Source organism: Paenibacillus methanolicus, assembly GCF_008124765.1.
Classification (GTDB): Bacteria; Bacillota; Bacilli; order Paenibacillales; family Paenibacillaceae; genus Paenibacillus_Z; species Paenibacillus_Z methanolicus.
The window spans coordinates 457,604-477,502 of record NZ_VNHS01000003.1; the positions used below are offsets into that span (position 1 = coordinate 457,604).

Genomic DNA, 19,899 nt, shown 5'->3' on the forward strand with positions numbered 1-19,899 from the left:
TTCAGAAAGCCAATAATAAGAACGGCCGGCGAGCCGAACCGTTCATCGCAACCGATAGGGCTTAGCCGGCCTCCGTTCTACCAAGCATCATGTCGAACGTCCCGCCGATATCGCCGGCTAATTCGCGGTATCCCCCTTGCTGAACGATCCGGCCGTTCTCCATGACGACGACCTGATCCGCGCCGCGGATCGTCGACAGCCGATGCGCGATGACGACGATCGTCATCTTGCCATGGAGACGTTCGAGCGCTTCCTGGATCAGCGCCTCGTTCTCGCCATCCAGCGCGCTTGTCGCCTCATCCAGAATCAGAATGGCGGGCCGCCGCAGAATCGCTCTGGCCAGTACGATCCGCTGACGTTCCCCGCCGGATAAGCGGGCGCCCCGATCCCCGAGAACGGTATCGAGACCGTCCGTCAGACGGCGGACGAAGCGATCCGCCGCCGCGAAGCGCAGCGCTTCCCACATCTCCTCTTCGGAGGCTTCCGGAGCAGCGGCCGACAGATTGTCGCGGATGCTGGCGTGAAACAAGAACGGATCCTGCGAGACATAGCCCACCGACCGGCGCAGCGCCAGCGCATCCGCTTCGGTCAGGGGCTTGCCGTCGATCAGAACCTCGCCGCGCTCCGGGACGGCAAGCCCGACGAGAACGTCGACCAGGGTGCTCTTGCCCGCTCCCGACTGGCCGACGATGGCCGTCGTGCCGGCCGCTGGGATGAAGAGACGGATATCTTCGAGCGAGTAAGCGGAGGCATCCGCATCATAACGATAATAGACGCCGCTGCATGCGATGCCCAGCTGAATCGCCGCCGGGCCCGCTTCGTCCTGTTCCTTCTCTACGTCCATCGACTGGACGCCCGCCAATTCCGACTGCAAGTCGGCCAGCGCCTTGAACGCGGGAAGCGATTGAGCCAGCTGCTCCGCGCCGGACTGCAGCGACTGGAACTTCGGCCATAGGCGCGAGAAGATGATCAGAATCAGGGCGAGCTTCTCCGCCTGGACGTGCAGCAGGGCAAGCGCCGCATACGCGAACAGCGCGATCAGCAGAGCGGACGCCGCTTTGTAGGCGAAGCGCGACTTGGCCTGCACGGTCGAGAAGTCGACCATATTCCGCTCCATCCGGCCGCACAGCTCCTGGAACCAGCCGTAATGCTGGCGTTCCATGCCGCCGCTCTTGATTTCTTTCATGCCGCCCAGATGGTCGGTCAGCCCGGCCAAGTACAGCTGCATGAGCGACGTCGTCGCTTCCCCGATCCGCCGGGACTTACGCGTATACCGGCGTGCGAACAGCGCCAGCAGCAGTCCGCCGCAGAGTACGCCGACCGTCAATTCGACCGACAGCCACAGCGCCAGACCGAGCTGGACGAGCGTAAACAGCAGCGTCATGGCCTGCTGGAGGAACAAGGTGACCCCATAGCTGACCCGGGATAGCTCGCCCGTCAAGTAATGGATAAAGTCGGACCGGCGCTGCTTCAGAAAAAAAGACCAATCCGCCTGCAGCAACGCGCGGTAGAAATCTTGGCGAAGCTGGCGGATAAATCCCTGCTCGATCTGCTCGCTCAAGATGCTGAGCCGGCGCTGCAGCTCGGCCTGGCCGGTCAGAATCGCCGCGAACATCGCGAGCGCAGCGGGCAGGCCTATCCCATCCGGCAGCTCGCGGAGGGGAGCCGGCATGAGAAGCGGCAGCGATAACCCATCGGATGCGGCGGACCCGGCCAGCCCCGCCAGCGTGAGCAGCGGGAGGAGCAGGAAGATCCCCGCTCCTTCGAGCAGGCTGGCGGCCAGCATGCCGGCCATGCTCAGATACAGCTTCAGTCCCGCGAATTGCCGCAGCTTGCGGACATAAACGAATAACTCCTTCAATTGGGCGTCCTCCTCAGCTGCCGGATACCGCGCCACGGATACGGTCGACGAGCTCGTAAGCCGTGAAGCCCGGTCCCGCAGGCCTTCTTAAGCGATAGACCGGAATTTGGCCGGCCAGCCGCGCAATGGCGCGGAAGTGCCACGAATCCTCCCCGAACTGCGGAATGAGGAACTGACGGAACGTATGCATCCGCAACACCGGCAGCGGCGCAAGACCCGTGTACGGCGCCAGCTCGATCTCCTCCTCCTCGGCCTTGGCAAGTTCGAAGACGCCGGCCAGCGGCATCGGTTCCGCGCAGAACCTCGAGCGGACCGGCACGGCATATTTGGTCTCGTAGAGCGTTTCGAAGCTCCGTCCATCAAGTCCGAACCTGTCGAGGCTTTGCTGCCACAGCTTCTGCTGCGGATAGGCGGGCTGCACGACCGGGTGGCCATGAGGGCCGTCCTGCGATACCGCGATGACATCGTCGCTCAGCAGCATGTGGCCCCGCTCGACAAACGCCTTCGCCAGCGTCGATTTGCCTGCGCCGGAATCCCCGACGATCGCGTAGGCCCGGCCGTCGATGAGAACGGCGCTGCCATGAAGCGGAAGCGTCTTGCGCTGGATCAGGATGGTGCCCATACAGGTGCCGAGCACATAGAGACGACGTGCCGTCTCCTCCGAGCCGGGCAGCGGAGAGACGCGGATCTCCCGCCCTCCGCTCACGCTGAAGATGGCGATGTCCGGCACGTAGAACAATAACCGGTCCGGAAGAAACGCGTAATAGTCTTCGGGCGCTTCGTGCTCCCTCCACACTTGTTCCAGATCCTCCAGACGGATGTCGACGTCCGCCCAATCCGGCTCCTGCGGCTTGCCCGGAAGGAGCTCCGGAAGTTCGATTTCGCTTGCGATTCGGAGGCCGAAAGACTCGTACACCTTCCTCTGCCGAATGTTCGTTTCCATGATGATCCCCCTTTTTCGTTGGCTGGACAGCCCTCCGCCTCGTTTCCTACGGGAAACAGACCCTTATACGCTTCGCATGCATAAGGGTCTGTTTCTCATACTAAAAGAGCAGTATTAGGACGCATGCGGCTTGCCGTTGTTCGCGCCCTTGCCGTTCTTATCCGGGTACAAACCGTTCGGTCCGCCCATTGTCGCGGAGACGTCCAACACGTCCAGGTTCGGTTGCTGCCATTCTTTTCTCATGTTCTCACCTCCTCTCAAGCCTTCGATCCGGATAGCCGGCGAAGAAATCGATAGACGATCAGGCTTTGCATGACGATCCGCGCATCGGGATCGAACGCCGCCTCCGCCCGAGGCGAAGGGCCGAGCTTCTGAAGCGACCGCCGAATCTGGTCCGTGTTCAGGTACGCGGCCGCGGCCGGATCTGCGCACAGCTGACGCACCTCTTCGGTCAACGCCGGCCAGGAGGAGCGCATGCGGTGGATCCAATCCGCTCCCTGTACGCCTCGGACTCTCTGGTTGAGTCGAACTTCGTCCGGAAGCATGCCCGCCGTAGCCCTGCGGATCAGCGCCCGGTCCATACCGTCCCTGACGAACTGCTCCATCGGAAGGGACAGACAGAATCGGATCACCCGCGGATCAGCCGTCGGATCGCGTTCGGCCACGCCGTATTGAAGCGACAGCTTGGTTGCCGATGTCCCCTGATGGTTGGCCGCGGCCAAATTTTCGAACTGATACTCCCTTGAGGCAAGCTCGCTCCACTCGGATAATCCGACATCATGGTCTTGAAGCTTCTCCAACACGTTCGTTCGCCTCGCGAGCTCCGGATGAATGAGCGAAGGCCGTTCTGCTTCGGACCGAGGACCGAACAAATCCCTCCCCTGGCGCAACGCCAATCCTGCAATATAAGGCAGCAATTTCTTGCGCCCGATCCCGTTATAGCGGCCGTAAGCCTTCAATTCGGCATTCAGCCGTCTCCATTGCAGCCTCCGCAGCAGCCGGGCATAGTAGTCAGGCGCCGGCCCCCACGAGATCGTGAAATTGCCCGCAGCTCCGTTCAACAGGACGCCGATTCCCTGCCGGCTCGCTTCCTCGAGCATGCCTTTGATCCAGATCGAATTCTCGAAGAACTTGTATGGCGCTTCCATAAGCCCAATCAAATCGTCGACCTCATCGAGCGGACTGCGCCTGGCAAAATCCAAGCGGCGGTTCGCGATATTCCCGATATGCCGGACCGCTGCCTGAATGAACGGCGTTTCGTCGGCCGCCATGCTCTTGTGCGTCCAGTCGACGAAGTCGGCCGTCGGAACGCTGCTGAAGGTATGCAGCGTTCTCCCTTGACTACGCAGCGATTCGGCCGCAAAACCGACGACCGCGCCCGAATCCAAGCCGCCGCTCAGGCTCGCGCCGACCTCTCCGATCGTGCGCAGCCTCGCTTGGACCGCTTCCCGGAACACATGGCGGAAGGCCTCGACGTAATCTCCGTCCGTCTTCAGCTTGAGCGGCTTCTGCGGGACGGCGATCGCATCGTACTGTCGTAGCGTCAAGCGTCCCTCGGTCAGCAAGAAGGAATGGCCGGGCGGGATCTGCCTGATTCCCCGATAGGCCGTGGCATGCACGTCGACCGTATCCAGAATGACCGGAATGGCCAGAAATTCCGCCAGCCACGACTCGTCCGCCTCGCGCCTGATGCCGGGCAGCGCGAGCAGCGGACCGATGACGGTGCAGAAAGCGAACCGCTGCTCCTCCGCGCTGTAATAGAGCGTTCGGTTGCCCTGCAAATCCCTCGCCCCGAACAGCTTGCCGTGCTTCGCGTCCCAGATCGCGAACGCATAGTCGCCGATTAAATACCTCGGCGACTCGTCGCCCCAAGCCTCGTAAGCGCCGAGAATCAATTCGCTGTCCGTCATCCTTGCGCGCAGTCCGCGTTCGATCCGCAGCCGGTCGAACAGCTCCTCCCGATTATCCAGAATGGCATCGGCCGTAATGGCCCGCTCGGTCCGATCGCAGTAATAAGGGAGCCGTTCGCCGCGAGATTCGGGCGTAATCCACTGCGCATGGCAACCGAAGGCCGCATTCCCTGCCCGCCAAATTCGCCGATCGTCGGCCGGATAACGCTCCAAAGCCTGCATCATTCGTTCGAGCTGGCGGTCATCCGGCGGGAAGCCCGCACGCTGGACAATTCCTGCGATGGCACTCATGTGAATGTCTCCCATTGCTATCGTTATATGGATACATTATGTATCGCTAATGACAAAAAATTGGCTTACTCCTTTACTATTCGCTACCCGCCGTCTTTTTCGGTCCGTCCTGCCGCAATCAGGTAAAATTTCGAATTGGACGCCAAGAAAGCCGCTGCCGGACGCCTCTCACGGAAATCAATAAAAACTGCCGCCGAAGAACCGTTGGACGGTTCTTTGGCGGCACGGCGCTCAACCTTATCCTTTCACCGCGCCTGCCGTCATGCCTTCCACCAAGAAGCGCTGCAGGAAAATGAAGATGAGGACGATCGGCAGCACGCTGAGCACCGACGCGGCCATCATGCTGCCCCAGTCCGTCTGGTATAACCCTTTGAACAGGCTGACGCCCGGCGTTAACGTCCGGTGCGACTCGTCGTTGATAAACACGAAGCCGAACATGAACTCATTCCACGCATTGAGAAAGGCGAACAAGGATGTCGATACGAGCGACGGCAGCGAGACAGGCAGCAAAATGCGAAAAATGATTCCGACGCGGCTAGCGCCATCGATCTCCGCGGATTCCTCCATCTCGTACGGAATCGTATCGAAGAAGCCTTTCATCATGAACGTGCACAACGGTACGGTGAACGTGGTGTATGCCAGGATGAGCGACGCGTACGTGTTGATAAGCGAGACGTTCTTCATCACGAGATAGAGCGGGATGAGCAGCAGCACCCCCGGGATCATCTGGGACAGCATCATCGCGACGCCGAACAGCTTCACGCCCTTGAACCGCACGAATCGGCTCAGCGCGTAGCCGGCGAAGATCGAGATCAACAACGCGGCGACGGTCGTGACGGAGGCAATGAACAGGCTGTTTTTGAAAAAGGTCAAGAACGCCGAGTTGTTCAGCACGTTGTCGAAATGGCCGAACGTTATCTGCTTCACCAGGAAGCTCGGATTCAACGTCCGGATTTGGTCATCCGGCTTGATGGACGTGACGAACATCCATAAGAAGGGCATGAGGCAGTATAACGTGAATCCTGCCAGTATCAGATATGTCGCAATAGTCAGAATTCTTTGCTTCCGACGACTGATTAGCATGCAATCACCCCCTGTTTTTCCTCGTGGCGTAGAAGTAGTAGAGCACGAATCCGGCGACCATGAAGCCGAGCATCATCGAGGCAAGCGCCGAAGCTTGACCGAAATTGTATTCCTGCATCGCGTAACGATAGATCATGATCGGGAGCGTCTCGGACGAATGGAGCGGCCCGCCTTCGGTCATGACCCAGATGAAGTCAAAGTTCACGGCCGTCCAAATGATGTGGATGAAAATAATCGTGAGCGACACGGTCTTCAGCTGCGGCAGCACGATATGCCAGAACCGGCGGCGTACGCCCGCGCCATCGATGGCGGCCGCTTCAATCATATCCCGGGATACCGATTGCAATCCGGCCAGCAAGCTGATCGTGAAGAACGGGAAACTCCGCCAGATGTTGACGAATACGACGGTAAGCAGCGCCGTATTCAACTCGCCCAACCAATAGTAAGGCTGATCGATAATGCCAAGCTTAACCATCCATATATTGAGAATGCCGTAGTCCGGCGTCAACATCCATGTCCATGTCATCCCCGCGATCACGATCGGTACGACCCATGGGATGATAATAATGCCTCGGAATATCGTTCTGCCAATGACGTTCTGATTGAGGGCAATCGCCGATACAAGGCCCAGCGCGTATTCGCCGGCCACGGATAACACGGTCCAGATGACGGTATTCTTAAGCGCCGTCATGAAATATTCCGCTTTCACAACTTCCGCATAATTCGCTAATCCCGCGAACCCGTTCTCCGCTTTATTCAGCAGATTTTTCAATTGAAAACTGTCCCACAGCACCTGCCCCAGCGGGAAAGCATTCAACAGGAGGAAGAACAGCAGCGCCGGCACGATGAATGCAATCGCGATTCGTCTTGCTCGCTTCTCTCTTAACGTCAGCATGTTCGAACACCACACTTTATCGATAATGAAAAAGCAAGCATCTCCAGGTAACGCAAGTGTACGCGCCTCCCAGGCGATGCTTGCCTTTTATACTTGCCTCGCTTAGCTGCCGCTCAGCTCGCCGTTCTTCTTCAAGCTGTCATTGATCGCATCGGACAGCTGCGTGGCCACGTCTTCCGGCTTCTCCTTCTTGAGCAGCGCGAGCGCGAGCGAATCTTCCATCGCCTTCGTGATGCCGCCCAACGATACGGCCGGATACGCGATTCCCTGCTCGGCAAGGGCCATGAATTGTTTGCCCCAGCCTTCGCTGACGACATCGGTGCGCGGCGCGCTGGAAGGGTTGACCGCCTTCTGATAATCCGCGCCCATCAGGAAGGTCGCCAGCTCGAACGTTTCTTCCGGATGCTTCGACTTGTAGATGAACAGCGGCGCGATCTCCATGAACGTCGCAGGCTTGCCGCCATAGATCGGCTGCGCGATCTTCACGTCCTTCATCCCTTCCGGATTCTCGGAGGCGCGGCCTTCGATCCATGTGCCGTTCACGACCATCGCATATTGGCCTAGCACGAAGTTCTGGTCTTCTTCTTCCCAGCCCCAAGTGCGCGCATCGGCCTTCACCGCGTTCTTCGCTACGAGATCTTGATAGAACCGGAACACTTCCGCAGCTTTGGCCAGTTGATCCGGGTTATCCAGCCACGTGTTCTTGAACTTGCCGTCGGCTTGCTTCTCGGCGAGCACCACATCGTTCTGCGCCAGATACATGATCAGCTCCTGCGGCGAGCGCACCCCTGCGCCGGCGATGCCGAAGATCTCCTTGCCGGTCTTCTCTTTGAACGACTGCGCCGCGTTCAGCAGCTCATCCCACGTCTTCGGCGGCTCGGTCAAGCCGCCTTGCTTCAGCAGCTCTTCATGATAGAGGAGCGCGCGAATGCCGAGGTAGTTAGGCAGCGCTTTCAATTTGCCGTCGACTTGCATCGCCTCGAGCACGTTCGGGTAGATTTTATCCTTCTCCGGCCAGGCATTGAAGGCGTCCGTCAAGTCGGCCAGCGCGTCGAGCTTGTTGAATTCGCCGAACCATTCGCCTAGGCCCCAGCTGATATCCGGCGCGTCGCCGGCGTTAATCGCGGCCACCAGTTTGTCGTGAAGGACATCGTACGAGATGACCTGCAGGTCGATGTTGATCTTGTCATGGCTGTCGTCGAACTCCTTGACCTTCTGCTGGATCGTCTTGCCTTGATCGGAGCTTGGGTCGAGCGCCGACCAGAATTTCAAGGTGACCGCCTCTTCTGCGGCAGCCGGCTCGGTTGCCGAGGCGTTCGTGCCTGAGGTCTCATTCGTGGAAGACGATGACGTTTCATTATTGCCGTTACCGCATGCCGACAGCGCGGATGCGAGCATCATGCTGCTAATCAAGACCATTGACCATTTCGCCATTTTCATGGAGGAGCCCCTCTCTCTAACATATCGATTGTTTACGTTTTAATTGTAACGCGGAAGATTCAAAGGGGTAATGACTCGATATTCACAGCAATGTTGAAAATATTAAGACTCATGACCCTCCGCCGGCGAGCTGCCGGTACTCGGTCGGCTTCACCCCTGTCGCCTTGCGGAACACTTGGCTGAAATACCGCTGGTCCGTGTAACCGACCGCATCCGCCACTTCATATGCCCGAAGCGTGCTGTTGCGCAGCAGCTTCTTCGCCTGCTCGATCCGAAGCCCGGTCACATACTCGAGGAAGCTGACGCCCACGATATTCTTGAACAGCGTGCAGAAGTAATTCTTGTTGATATAATAGCGCTCGGCAATCTGATCCAGCGACACGGTGCGGTAATGCTCGTCGATGTGGGCGCGAATCACCTCGATCAGCTGCTTGCCGCTCTTCGCCTTGTATTCCGTCGAATTCAGGGCGATGAGGCTAGCCGTCAGCCGGAGCAGCGACTCCTTCGTTTGCAGAACATGCAGCGCCTGCACCGAAGATCTCGCTTCGCCAAGCAAGTGGCTCATGTCTTCGTTCATCGGATAGAGCGACAGCTTGCGGATTAGCTCCGTGACCGACTTCTTCCAGTCGGAGACGCTCATCGCGCCTAGCGTATCCTCGCGGAAGGCTTCCTCCAGCAGATTAATCAGCTTGTCAGTGTCGCGCAGGGAGCCGGCCTCGACCAGCAGATCGAAGAGCAGACCGATGTCTTTCCACAACACCTCCGCCTTCGAACTCGCCTTCTTGACGGTTCGCTGTTCCCCGCTGTAAAGGGTGATGGCCTGGTCGCCAGCCAGCTTCAACGTCTCTAGCGCCACTTGGGCTTCGGCATAGGCGGTCGCCATCTTCGACAAGCGCGTCTTGCAACTGCTGACGCCAACGATCGCGCGCATTTTCAGTCCATTCGCAAGTCCGGCTTGCAGCTGGCTCAGCTTCGGCAATAAGACGCTAACCTGCTTATCCGCCATGGGCATGAGCACGACGAATTCGTTGATGTGGTACAAATTGCGGAAGACAAGCGACGTTGTCCCGGCCACCTCCCGAATGACATTGCGAGCGGCATAATAGAAGGCGGGCCGGTCGCCTTCGTACCGGGCTTGGATTAGCTCCTCGAAGTCCGTGAAGCGGACGATTGCCGCCGCATAGCCCGTCTCCGGCAGTTGGAGGAGCAGCCGCTGCGCCTGCACGGCGATCTCGTTCTCGTCGGTAATGGACGAGCCGATGATCTGCGTCAGGAACTCGTCCTGCATGAGCGCCAGCCCTTCGCCGAGCACCGCTTTTTCACGAATGCGTTCCGCTTGGGTGCGCGAATCCTTCTCGATTTGCTCCACCGCCTTGCCCAGCGCCCGCAGCAGCTCGCCCTCTTGGACGGGTTTCAACAGGTAATCGTAGGCGCCGAGCAGGAACGCGGACCGCGAGTATTCGAACTCCCCATAGCCGCTCAGCACGATAACCTTGGCGCTGACGTCCGATTGCTCCAGCCAAGACATAAAGCCAAGCCCGTCCGTTAACGGCATTCGGATATCGGTCAGGATGAGATGGGGACGGGTCGCATCCGTCAGCCGCTTCGCTTCCTCTCCGTTATAGGCGTGGCCGGCGATCTCCCAGCCAAGCTTCTCCCAAGGAATTAGTTTAGCCAGCTGATCGTGCACGGCAGATTCGTCGTCGACGATTAAGATGCGCATGGTCATTCCTCCTTTCTAAGGGGCAGTCGATAAATAACCCAGGATCCGCGGCCCTTACGGCTTTTCAATTGGAACCCGTATTCGTCCCCGCAGATGAGCCGAATCCGGGAATGGACATTATGCAGTCCGATGGAACCTTTCTCCTTGTCCCCGCTCCTGCGGTCATGGTACAACATTTTCCGGATCGCATCGAGCTCCTTCTCGTCCAAGCCGACGCCGTTATCGATGACGCTGAGATACAGGCAATGTTCTGAAGGGCTGATCCGGGCCGTAATCTTAATCAGCTTACGCTCGCCCAGATGCGGGATGAGCCCATGCTCGACCGCGTTCTCCACGATCGGCTGGAGAATCAGCTTCGGGATGCGCGCCTCCATCGTGCCCGGGTCCAAATCGAAGCGAACGCGGATAACGCCCGGAAAACGTTTGTTGATGATGACCAAATAATTGCGGATATGCATCACTTCGTCGCGCAGGTTCACCCACTCGTTCTCGATGTTCATATTGTAGCGGTACATATGACTGAGGGACTGGCAGATGAGCTTCAGCTCCGGAACCCGGTTGACTTCGGCGATGCCGGCCATCATCTGCAGCGTGTTGAACAAGAAATGCGGCGAAATTTGCGCCTGCAGCGCTTTGATCTGCGTTTCTTGATTCACGAGCCGCAGCTTCAGGTCATGCTCGATCAGCTGCTCCATTCGCTCTGTCATCGCATTGAACTGATTGCCAAGGAACCCGATCTCGTCCTTCGTCTTCACTTCGACTCGCCCGCTGTAGTCCCCGATCTGGATCCGGATCATCTGCCGGTGCATCTGGATGATCGGCTTCGTAATATTGAAGCTGAGCCATAGCGAGAAGACGACCGCGAGCAGGAATGCAACCGCTATCATAACAAAAGCGATGCGTTGATAGAACAGCTGCTCGGGATGGATCTCGTACGTATAGTTCAGCATCCAGGAAGAGGACGCGAGTTCGGTCTGGATCGAGACCCGATACGCGCCATTCTGTCGCGTGAATGGCTGCCCGGTCCGCGTCGGCTCGGTTCCGTACACGATGGTGTGATCCGGCTTCAAGATCGAGATTTGCCCGCGATAGAACGTATTGTACGATTCGGTCATCTCGCGGAACGTCTTCTCCGACAGGTCGATGACGAGCAGACCGGCCGGTTCCCCGCGATAACGAACGGTGTAGAGGAACTGAGCGATCGGTTCGCGGTAAGGCGACGAATAGATGACCTTGAGCGAAGGCGCGTAGTCCTGCCTCTTGATATCCCGCTGTAGGGCCGTGAGGTCGGACGCATCGAAATGCGGATAAATATTCGGGAAAAAGTTGCCTAATAAATCGGTCTGGCCAAGACGCAACAAATACATCCCGAGTATGTTCTTGACCCTCGACTGGTTATACACGTTCAGGAAGAACTCGTGGATGTCCCGGTGCGTGTCGTACGTTCTACTGTCGGTCAGGAATTCCTTGCCGAGCGCAATGCTCTCGATCAGGTCGGGGTTGGAATAGATCTGGTACGCCGTCTCGCTCAGCGTAACCGAGAACTCTTCGATCTTCCCCTTCAAGTCGCGCGTAATCCGATTCTCCGCGAACTGCTGATCCCGATCGATCTGCTGATCCACTTGGTACAGGATGATGCTGGCCGTGATCGCGAGCGGCAGGGCCGTGGTTAGCAGCATGGCAAGAAATATCTTCATCCGAATCCGTTTCATGGCAAACAAACGCATCCCACCAATTCTTATGAAAGTGATAAAACGAGCGTATGCGCCGGTCTACACGTTCGCTCGCTTTTCGTCCATCATAAACCAGTCGCGATCCGATGGCGTCAACAATCTGTACGAGCAAAAACAGACGATTCGCAACTTCAAATCGTCTGCTCTGCTTTCCTTTTCAACTCGAAGCCGGCAAAACCCTCGTTACCGCAGGATTAAGCTTGCAGCGAATGCAAGATCGCCAATATCGATTTCGCCGTCCTGATTGAAATCCGCTCGGGCGTAAGTCGACTGCCAAGCCGGATCGGAGGAAGTCTTGCCATAGTAAGAAGCGACCATGGCCAAATCGCCGATCGAGTATCTCGCATCCCCGTTCAGATCGCCGGTCGGCTGCTCGAACGCCTCGATCCGGATGCCGAGGCTGCTGCCTTGAACGGCTGTTTCCTTGCCTGCGGCATTCGCAAGCACGACATCCTGCAGCACCACGGTCGTGAAGGTGGTCTGCGTCCCTTTCACCTTCCAGGTCAACTTGAACATCGCGCCGGAAGCTTCAGGCTTGCCGCCGATGTTGGCCGCAATGAGCCGTACTTTGCCAGCTGTCTCGGTCGACTGCGCCACCAGCTCCCAATCTTTCCGGATCGGCTCCGCCTTCACGAATTCCAGCTGCTCCGCGTCATAGGCGACCGTCGCATCTTGGGCGTAGACGTCCGCTTGCGCCTGCTTCAGCACGTAATTGAGATCGAAGGTCTTGCCGGGCTGGACTTTCCGCGGTCCTTCCAAGGCGACCTGATGGCGGTCGTTCGTTCCATCCACGGAGGCCTTCGCGACCTCGAACTTGTCGAAGTAAGGCGCATGCTGCGCGACATTGCTGAACCGGTACGAGTTGTCGTTATAGATCGTGACCGTATTCTTGCCTTCCGTTAACGTCACATCGACCACCGTGTTGCGGATCGCTTCCCAAGACAGCGTGTTGATAAAATAAACCGTCTGCGGCGTTCCGCCGTTCACGACGACCTGCGCATAACGCTCGACCAGGTCGGTATTGTAAGGGTGAATGTAGCCGGTCGGATGCGCGTCCGTGACGATTGGCGGAGCCGGTTCGTTATTGACGTAATCGATCGACAACTTATAAGCTCCCGCTTCCGGCACGGTTACCTCGAACGTTAGGCCATTGTCCTTGCTCTCGCCAATGCCCGTAATCCACTTGCCGCCGGAGGCATTCGCATTGTCCGCGGCCGCAGCCGTTCCGAACAGATTCGCGTTCTCCGCTTCGATCACGGTCGCGTTCTGCTCGGTTGCTGCCGGAGCTTGAACAATCTTCATCGCGTCTATCGCCATCGGCTTCGATGCCGATACTTTCAACGTGTTGACGCCTGCCGTCAGATACAACTTCGGCCCGTCAGCGGTAGCGAACCCGCTCGAAGGGGAATATTTGACGCTGCCCACAGGGCTCCATTCCGACTTAATCGATTCATCGCTCGCAGCCGTTGCGGGATGGACGGCGATCTGCTTGAACAGGTCTGCCACACCCGCGGAACCTGCGGCGTAGTCGAGCGTTACGTCGTAATACCCATTCTCGGGCACAACGGCCGTGAAAACGATCTCTCCGACGCCGTTCATGTAGCCGATTGAACTATAGTTCGGCTTGGCAGTGGCTCTTTGATAGCCAGATCCCGCCTGCGCTTCTTCTGCTTCCAGGACGAGCGGCGGCGATACTTTCGTTCCGCGCGCGCCGTTATACGTCACATCCACTTTATCGAGGGAAGCATCCATCCCGCCGCTCTTGCTGAAGAGCAGCGTATGCTCGCCTTCCGTCAGATCGACGTACAGCACCTTGCTCTTGAAGTAGTCATCGAAGATCGTAGAGTCATAGACGAGTTTCCCGTATTCCTCCCCGTCGATGGTCAGGAGCTGCGTCGCGAGCAGCCCTTGCGCACGGTTCTTGCCGTCCGTCAGCGGCGCCGGATTGCCGTAGAACACCTCCAGCTTGTAGCTGCCATCGACCGGCACATCGACCGTGAAGGCCGCCTTGGCATCCGCGGAAGACAGTCCCTTCACATACTGGCCATTGGAAGCCGGGCTTGCGTCCATGTAGCCAATCTGAACGCCGGAGCTCAGCGTTGCACGTTCGGCTTCATACGTTTGCGTCCATACCCGGTTGTAGGCTGTAGGCGGAGTCACAGGCTCATCGGTAGCTGGCGTGACGATGGCGAAATACCCATCCAGCGCATTCGCGTCCGGCACCGTCATCGATAGATGGCCATGCTCAAGCGCAACATTACCGTCGAACTCGACGCGCGGCGCTTCCAACGTGCCGTAGTAGCCGGTAAATTTGGTCCGGTAAAGCTTCACGTGCACGTTGCTTGCGTCCTTGAACGCCGTCGTATCGGCCAAGTTATGCATCGTGGTCGTGAGCGCGCCGTCCTGCCCGCCGAACAGCGCGTAAGCGGTATCCGTAGCTTCGTCGATCGAGGAAAGCCCGTACAACCCGTCGAATTTGGCGTTGGTCGTCTCGATCGGGACGGTATTGCCGGACATTTGCGCATACCATTTGTACAGCCACCACGCGCCATTCGGCTTGTTCGCATCCGCCGCCAGCTCATTGAGCGAATTGGCCAAGTGCCAATAGGCGATCGCGCCGTACACCTTCTTCTCTTCGAAGCGCGAGAGCCACAGGATCAAGCTGCCGGCCGCGCCCGGATCTTCGAACCACGAGTATTCGTTAATGACGATCGGCATCTTGGCGACGCCGTATTTGGCCTCAAGTCCCCGGTAGTGATCGTAGTGATCGTCCCATCGGCTCTCGAAGCTATCGTTCGCGCCATTGCCCAGCTCATGCCACGTCATGACATCCGGTACGCAGCCGTTCGCTTTGCAATACTTCATGAAGCCGTCCATCACGTTGTAGTTGTAGCCGGACAGATTCGGACCGGCGATCTTCGCATTCGGGTCCTCTTGCTTCACGGCATCGTAGATGCGCTTGAAGGCCGCGAAGAAGCCGTCTTCGTCCATATTGCCGCCGAACCAGATGCCATCGGGTTCGTTGAAGATGACGTACACATATTTGTCGCTGTTGCGGTCGTTCTTCAGTTTGCGAACCGTCTCGATCGCGAGCTGCTCGTACTGACCCAAGCCTTTGTACTCATAAGGCCATTGGTAGTACATGTCTTGAATGTAGATCTGAATCTGCTCGACGCCGGCTGTCAGCACGGAATCGGATACGCGCATCCCGTCGCCTGACGGATGCTGCAGACCGCCAGGGGCTTTCTGCACGACAACCTTCGGCTTGAGCGCTTGCAGCATGTCGATCGTGGGCACGTTAGGTTCGCTGTTGCCATAGAGGAAACCGGTAGCGCCGTGCAAGATCGGACCGGTGGATTGATCCATGAAGAAGTTCGCGATCGCGCCTTTGGCAGGGTCCGTGAAGAACAACTCGTACGTCCGCTTTCCTTTGCCATTGGCCGAAGTCACGGTAATCGCGTAGCTGAAAGTGCCCGTCCGCTCGACCGTGTACGTCGCCTTGACGTTCGTCGGTTGCGGCACGACGGCTTCTACTGCCGGAATCTGCGCGACGCCGGCTACCGGATAGTTATATACGGTCTTGTTCGGGGTGACCGGGAGCACGTCATCTTGGATGCGAATACGCGTGAGCGTTGCATCATAAGCGGGACCGACCAGCTGCGCGAGCTGTTCCTGGCTGAGCGCATGCTTGAAGAACATGACGTCGTCAACCTTGCCCTTGAGGTCCGGATCCGCGCTGAATCGGGAACGGCCCACCGCATTTTTCACGAAGGAAGGCGCCTGGTCGAAAATCTTCTTGTTCGCCTCCATCGACTTCACCGGCGAACCATTGATGTAAGCCGTCTGCCGCCCGCCCTGCACCGTATAGGCGACATGTGCCCACTCGTTCTTCGGCGTGGAGTAGCCGCTCATATATTGCTTCCCGTCCCCGGTGTTGACTTCGCTGCCGTTCAGCGTCGCTACATAGAAGAATGGCGGATTATTGGAGCCATAGTTCTGCGAGCTCGCATCGAATAGACGAGACCACCCATGTACGTCATTCGGCAGCTTCGTCCACATCGCGATCGTGAACCCCGTCTCATCCGTCACGTGCTCGAATAGGTTGGACGGCAGGCTCAGTGACCCCCCGGCGCCGTTGTTGCCGCCAGGCAGATTGAGCACGGAGCCTCGCTCCGGGTCGACCACCGTACCTGCGCCTCCTTCCAGCTTGGCATCGTACGTGCCGCCGTTCTTCTCGTTGAGCAGCTCGCGATTCACATTCGGAGCCACGTCGAAGGAGTAATAATAGTCCGGCAAGATATCGTCTGGGAGGGGCGCCTTCAGATTGTCAATGGCACGTTGAAGCTTGTCGAGCGCGGCGTCAATCTCCCCTTGCGTCAGACTTTCGTCGGCTAGCAGCGCATCGATCTCGTCAATGACCGTCTGCAAGTATTGATAAGTCGTGCTCGTATACTCATCCTGCGAGATGGCCTTTGCTTGGGTAAGCAGCACGACAAGCGCATCCGTGTTGCCCGCTCCGCTTAGCTCCGCTACGTCCTGTTCCGTGAGGTAACGATTATAGAACGTGAAGTCGTCGATCGAGCCCTTGAAGTTCCCGTCCGATGTATACAGCGAGCGCCCGATCGCGCTATGTACCACCTTGCTGAGATAGGCCTCATCGAAGAACTTCGGCAATACCTGCTCGATCGAGGTCGATCCGAAACGCTTCACGATGCCGCTATCCAGGTCAGAGATGCGTTTGCCGTCGAGGTAGACGGCAAAGGAGTCGTTCTTCATCGCCAGGACGAGCTGCTGCCACTTATCCGTCTTGAACGGATCGTCGAACTGAATATCCACCCCGTCGGTTGCCGACTTATTCGCCGCGATTCCCGTGAACAGGCGCATGTTGTAATCCCCGCCGCCGCGCACGATCGCAAGCTCCGGATCGGTCCAATAATTCGCGCCCGCATTCGTTGCGCCGAGCGCATTCGGACTCGCCGAGAATAGCCGCGTATAGCTGTCGTTCTGCCCGACCGGCACCTTCAACCACATCGAGATCGCGAAACCGTCCGTGCCGGTCACGCCGCTGAACAAATGATCCGGCAGCGCAAGCCAGCTTCCGGCTCCCGCGTTTCCGCCAGGCAGCTGAAGGACTTTGCCGCCGCGCTGCGGATCGTCCACGATGGAGGCCGCCCCGCCCATGACCGCGACCGGGCCGCCCGTCACATCGTTGTGCACATTTTTCCCGTCGACCTGTTCGAATGAATATTGGGTTGTAATCATCCGATCCGCATCGACCGAATCCGCTGACGCGGCTGCCACCGCCGGTACGCCTACTGGCATGGCGTTTAAGACCAACCCCAATGCGAGCAGCCGAGAGATGAGTTTTGTCGCCGTTCCCCTCATAATGTAACCCCTTTCATAAGGATTCGAACTCGATTGCACTTACGTTTTCATTGTAGCTAATATAGAAGCGCCTCAACATGCTTCGAAATTCAGTTGTATGTTGAAAATATTCATTAGACATCCAACATCACTTTTGACAAGAACATATTCTGAAAATAAAAAAAAGCCGCAGTTACGCGACCGGATCGTATCTATGTTTCTGTCATTCTATAAGGATTGCGCCGTTAATCGCCGGTCTAGCTCCAGCCACGTATGAAACTCGCGTTTGCCTTCCAGGAGGTTGATCACTCTCACGCCCCGTTCCAGCCGGCCATAGGTGCTATACCCCGTAACGCGCCCATAGCATAACTGAATCCCATGGAGCGTACCGATATAATCATTATCATGGTCATGTCCGGCAAAGGTCCCCATCACATCGCCCATCTCCAGCATGGAGGCAAATAAACCGCTATTCAACTTCGGACAGCATACGTTCTCGCCTTTATGACCGGTTACGGTGCCCTGATGCCAAACTTGATCATATTCGGGTATCGGAATATGGAAGAAGGCAAGCGCCGGCAGCGGGCCGCCGTTCATATTGGTTAACTTGGCGGATTCCCGGCGATACCACGCCACTTGATCCGGATGAATCCATGCGTACCCGCCGATCGGCTCCGGTGCATAATCGCCCGAATCCAAGAAGTACAACGCTGCCGCATCCGCTTCGCTAGCAGAAGCGGCCACTGTTAATACATAATTGCCTATGCCGTGTATGTCCTCAGGTCCGTTCTCAGAAAGGTTGTTATCGAATTCCGTTAGAATGTGATTCAGCTGCTCGCGCGTAATCCCCTTCTCCGAATCATGGTTGCCATATATAACCGCAAACGGAATTTCGGACTGCACGGCTCCGTCAATGGCCCGGCGGAAAGTTCCCTCTTGATCCTCCGCATCCATGCTGGAGATAACATCGCCGGTAAACACGATCAAATCCGGCTGTTGATCCGCTAATACGTTCTCGATTAGCGTCAGGGATTGCATATCCTTCTCAGGGGAAACCCCGTTAAGATGCAGATCTGTAATTTGCACGATTTTGAACGTGCCATCTTCTCTGAATTTCAATGGATTACGCCCCATCAGATCTCCTCCTCCGTTGAATTTATATTCCCTAAGCAGCTTTGTTAGGTGTTGTCCTGCTCCATAAGGAAAGCAGCCAGCATGCGAGCTCCGAAGCCTGTTGCTCCAACGGCGAATTCACCTCTTGCGGAGGATGATGCCTTCGGCCCGTTCATATCGATATGAGCCCATGTTAGCGTGGGATGGACGAATTTACGCAAAAATAAGGCGGATGTAATCACGCCGGCTTCGCCTACTCTGCTAATGTTAGAGGTATCGGCATAATCGCTGTCCAGATACGATTCATACTCGTCTACCAAAGGGAGCTGCCACGCTTTCTCTCCATACGGTTCACCGGCGGAACGGAGCGATCGCACCAACGCGTCATCGCCCAAAATCCCGGCGATCTTGGATCCAAGCGCTCCCACGACGGAATACGTCAGCGTGGCGAGGTCAATGGCTCGCGCAGCGCCAATGCGTTGGGCATACAGCAGAGCATCTGCCAAAATTAGCCGCCCTTCCGAATCGGTATTGCCGACTTGAACGGTTAGTCCGTTCGCATAGCGGATGACTTCGCCTGGCAGCATAGCGCGGTCGGACGGACTATTCTCTGCCGAGGGTACAAGCACCGCCACGTTCACGTCCGCTCCGCTTTGCACCAGTATATCGAGTGCGCCAAGGACCGCCGCCGCGCCGGCCATATCCATACGCATATCGCTGATATCATGGTCGCGTTTCAGACTTATTCCGCCTGTATCGAACGTGACCCCTTTCCCAATGAGAGCGGTCAGCGGCTTCGTCTTGTTCGTACAGTAACGGATCTCAATGAATACGGGTGGATGTATACTTCCTTTACCTACAGCAGCTACTCCTGCAAAGCCTTGCTTCTCCAGTTCGTCCCCTTCATGAATCGTTACTTTCGCCTGCGTGCCGGCGAATCGTTCCGTCACTCGCTGCGCGAGCGTAAGGGGGCGCAGATAATTGGGAGGTTCATTCGTCAGGTCTCTCGCCCAATTCGTACTCTCCGCCCGCACTTGAGCCATGCGTATGGCTTCTGTATAGGTCTGACTTTCCTCGCAGTCCAAATAGACGGTTATCTCCGATTGTTCCGCTAATTTAGCTTTATATTTATCGAAAGAATACGTGCCCAGCAGCGAGCCTTCGACCCATGCCGCAATATGCTCCGCTTTGCCCGCTTCGAATGCATCCGCGACGGCGAGCGCTTCGAATGAAACCGCTGCCGTCAGGCGTCGTTCCTTCAGCAAAGCGCGTCCCGTATTGCCGGCGGCTTCACGCATGCAGGAAGCTTGGAATCGGGCCGCTTCACCCAACCCGACAAGCACAACATCCGGCTCTCCGCTGCGCCCATAGAACCACGTAACAGATCCCCTAGCTCCCAGAGGAGATACAACCGTTACCGCCTGCAGCCATTTCTGGACGTTGGGGAGCGTAGATAGACTTTCAACAAAGACGGGGAAAACTAACGTCTGCGCAGCAACCGAATGATCAATTACAAATTTCATTCCATTCGCCCCCCGATCGG

12 protein-coding genes are annotated in these 19,899 nt (G+C 57.4%); all 12 read right to left on the bottom strand.

The features are described 5' to 3' along the window. Nucleotides 1–61: 61 nt before the first annotated feature. Nucleotides 62–1,861, bottom strand: a complete 1,800-nt coding sequence (locus BCM02_RS10795; RefSeq protein WP_148929076.1) for an ABC transporter ATP-binding protein — start codon at nt 1,859–1,861, stop codon at nt 62–64. A gap of 13 nt (nt 1,862–1,874) precedes the next feature. Beyond that, a complete protein-coding gene (locus BCM02_RS10800) occupies nt 1,875–2,804 on the bottom strand; it encodes an aldolase (RefSeq protein ID WP_148929077.1) in 930 nt (309 codons plus the stop codon). 114 nt (nt 2,805–2,918) lie between these two features. Further along, a complete protein-coding gene (locus tag BCM02_RS10805) occupies nt 2,919–3,047 on the bottom strand; it encodes a paeninodin family lasso peptide (RefSeq protein ID WP_148929078.1) in 129 nt (42 codons plus the stop codon). A gap of 14 nt (nt 3,048–3,061) precedes the next feature. Next, the gene (locus BCM02_RS10810; RefSeq protein ID WP_148929079.1) at nt 3,062–5,005 is read right to left on the bottom strand and encodes an asparagine synthetase B family protein; all 1,944 of its coding nucleotides are present in this window, start codon (nt 5,003–5,005) and stop codon (nt 3,062–3,064) included. A 237-nt stretch (nt 5,006–5,242) separates the two neighbouring features. Next, nucleotides 5,243–6,088, bottom strand: coding sequence for a carbohydrate ABC transporter permease (locus tag BCM02_RS10815; RefSeq protein WP_148929080.1), 846 nt, complete (start codon nt 6,086–6,088; stop codon nt 5,243–5,245). A gap of 4 nt (nt 6,089–6,092) precedes the next feature. Next, nucleotides 6,093–6,983, bottom strand: coding sequence for a carbohydrate ABC transporter permease (locus BCM02_RS10820; protein WP_148929081.1), 891 nt, complete (start codon nt 6,981–6,983; stop codon nt 6,093–6,095). Between the two features lie 102 nt (nt 6,984–7,085). Next, complete coding sequence (locus tag BCM02_RS10825) at nt 7,086–8,423, bottom strand: ABC transporter substrate-binding protein (RefSeq protein ID WP_246183314.1); 1,338 nt, start codon at nt 8,421–8,423, stop codon at nt 7,086–7,088. A 109-nt stretch (nt 8,424–8,532) separates the two neighbouring features. Then, nucleotides 8,533–10,146: a response regulator gene (locus BCM02_RS10830; protein WP_187434142.1), complete on the bottom strand. Its 1,614-nt coding sequence runs from the start codon at nt 10,144–10,146 to the stop codon at nt 8,533–8,535. A 2-nt stretch (nt 10,147–10,148) separates the two neighbouring features. Continuing rightward, nucleotides 10,149–11,858 carry a sensor histidine kinase gene (locus BCM02_RS10835; RefSeq protein WP_187434143.1) on the bottom strand — a complete coding sequence of 570 codons (1,710 nt, stop codon included), beginning with the start codon at nt 11,856–11,858 and terminating at the stop codon, nt 10,149–10,151. 204 nt (nt 11,859–12,062) lie between these two features. Beyond that, a complete protein-coding gene (locus tag BCM02_RS10840) occupies nt 12,063–17,180 on the bottom strand; it encodes a LamG-like jellyroll fold domain-containing protein (protein WP_187434144.1) in 5,118 nt (1,705 codons plus the stop codon). Between the two features lie 291 nt (nt 17,181–17,471). Next, complete coding sequence (locus BCM02_RS10845; protein ID WP_148929085.1) at nt 17,472–18,377, bottom strand: metallophosphoesterase family protein; 906 nt, start codon at nt 18,375–18,377, stop codon at nt 17,472–17,474. A gap of 44 nt (nt 18,378–18,421) precedes the next feature. Next, nucleotides 18,422–19,879, bottom strand: a complete 1,458-nt coding sequence (locus tag BCM02_RS10850) for a leucyl aminopeptidase family protein (RefSeq protein ID WP_148929086.1) — start codon at nt 19,877–19,879, stop codon at nt 18,422–18,424. Nucleotides 19,880–19,899 lie beyond the last annotated feature (20 nt).

Excerpts from the sequence above, each read along its gene's own strand:
- BCM02_RS10820 (WP_148929081.1), bottom strand. The coding sequence starts at position 6,983 with ATGCTGACGTTAAGAGAGAAGCGAGCAAGACGAATCGCGATTGCATTC.
- BCM02_RS10835 (WP_187434143.1), bottom strand. The coding sequence starts at position 11,858 with ATGAAACGGATTCGGATGAAGATATTTCTTGCCATGCTGCTAACCACG.
- BCM02_RS10845 (WP_148929085.1), bottom strand. The coding sequence starts at position 18,377 with ATGGGGCGTAATCCATTGAAATTCAGAGAAGATGGCACGTTCAAAATC.
- BCM02_RS10825 (WP_246183314.1), bottom strand. The coding sequence starts at position 8,423 with ATGAAAATGGCGAAATGGTCAATGGTCTTGATTAGCAGCATGATGCTC.
- BCM02_RS10800 (WP_148929077.1), bottom strand. The coding sequence starts at position 2,804 with ATGGAAACGAACATTCGGCAGAGGAAGGTGTACGAGTCTTTCGGCCTC.
- BCM02_RS10830 (WP_187434142.1), bottom strand. The coding sequence starts at position 10,146 with ATGCGCATCTTAATCGTCGACGACGAATCTGCCGTGCACGATCAGCTG.
- BCM02_RS10850 (WP_148929086.1), bottom strand. The coding sequence starts at position 19,879 with ATGAAATTTGTAATTGATCATTCGGTTGCTGCGCAGACGTTAGTTTTC.
- BCM02_RS10805 (WP_148929078.1), bottom strand. The coding sequence starts at position 3,047 with ATGAGAAAAGAATGGCAGCAACCGAACCTGGACGTGTTGGACGTCTCC.
- BCM02_RS10810 (WP_148929079.1), bottom strand. The coding sequence starts at position 5,005 with ATGAGTGCCATCGCAGGAATTGTCCAGCGTGCGGGCTTCCCGCCGGAT.
- BCM02_RS10815 (WP_148929080.1), bottom strand. The coding sequence starts at position 6,088 with ATGCTAATCAGTCGTCGGAAGCAAAGAATTCTGACTATTGCGACATAT.